This window comes from Kitasatospora sp. NPDC001664 (assembly GCF_053596675.1).
In genome coordinates this window covers 1-1,459 of sequence record NZ_JBSFGS010000095.1, presented here as the reverse complement: position 1 = coordinate 1,459, position 1,459 = coordinate 1, and the positions used below count along the sequence as shown (strand labels likewise).

Genomic DNA, 1,459 nt, shown 5'->3' with positions numbered 1-1,459 from the left:
CACAGCGGTTACGAGCGGCGGATCGGCGACACCGCGGTCTGCGGGCAGGAGCTGGTGCTGCACCTGCGGGTCCGCCGGTTCTTCTGCGACAACGAGGAGTGCGGGAAGCGGACCTTCGCCGAGCAGATCCCGGGCCTGACGTTCCGGTACGGCCGGTGCACGGTGCCGTTGCGGAAGGTCCGTGAGGCCGTCGCCCTGTCGCTGGGCGGCCGGGCCGGTGCCCGGCTGGCCGAGCACCTGGCGGTCGGCGTCGGCCGGGACGCTCTGATCCGCCTGATCCGCGCGCTGCCGGACCCGGCCACCGAGCCGGTGCGCGTGCTCGGCGTCGACGACTTCGCCTTGCGCAAGGGTCACCATTACGGCACGGTCCTGATCGATATTGAAGGCCGCCGTCCGGTCGATGTCCTGCCCGAACGGTCCGCCGACGGCCTTGCCGCCTGGCTCACCGAGCACCCCGGAGTCGAGGTGATCTGCCGCGACCGGGCCCGCTACTACGCTGAGGGCGCGGACCGCGGTGCCGGCACCGCCACGCAGGTCGCGGACAGGTTCCACCTGTGGCAGAACCTTGGCGAGGCGGCCGAGCGAGCCGTCGCCCGCCTCCGCCAGCAGTGGGTGCCGCCCGCGCCTGAGAAGGAGGAAGTGGTGCTGCCCGAGGTGGCCGACGGGCGGCGGGTTCAGCGAACCCGTGCGCGGCATGCGGCCGTGCACGCGCTGGTGAGCAAGGGCGTCCGCCACAAGGAGATCGTCGCCGAACTGGGCCTGGACCCGAAGACCGTCTGCAGGTTCATGCGCGCGGCCACCCCCGAGGAGCTGATCGGTTCGCGGCCCAGTGGCCGACAGAGCAGTCTGGACGGCCATGCCGCCTACCTGATCGCCCGCTTCAACGAGGGCTGCTACAGCGCCGACCGCCTCCACCGCGAACTTGCCGAGCCCGGACTGACCGTCAGCGAGCGGACCGTGCGCCGCTTCGTGCACCGGCTGCGTGAGAACGCCAAGCCGACCACCCACACGCCGATCCCCAAGGTCCGCGAGGTGACCTGGCTGATCCTCACCCACCCTGACAACCGGTCAGAAGCCGACCGCGTCGTCCTGAAGGAACTCCGCGACCGGAGCCCGGACTTGGACGCCGCCTGCGACCTCGTCACCCGGTTCGCCTCCATCCTCGTCAACCGCCGGGGCCAGGAAGAACTTGAGCAGTGGACCGCGGATGCCGAGAGCAGCGTCCTGCCTGAACTGCGAAAGTTCGCCACCGGTCTGCGCAAGGACTGGGACGCCGTCCTGGCCGGCCTCACGCTCCGCTGGAACTCCGGCCCGGTCGAGGGGCACGTCAACCGCATCAAGATGATCAAGCGCCAGATGTTCGGCCGAGCGAAGCTCGACCTCCTCCGCAGGCGCGTGCTCCTCACCCGGCCGTGAGGGCTGGGCAGTCAGTCAGGGGACTGCCCTATCGCCACAGGTC

Annotated in this window: 1 protein-coding gene; it reads left to right on the top strand. The window is 70.7% G+C overall.

Features of this window, described 5'->3' with window-relative positions; translation table 11 throughout:
• Positions 1 to 1,416 (top strand): ISL3 family transposase (locus tag ACWCYY_RS40825; protein WP_449798981.1); only part of this gene is annotated, 1,416 nt, incomplete at its 5' end.
• Between the last annotated feature and the right edge of the window lie 43 nt (positions 1,417 to 1,459).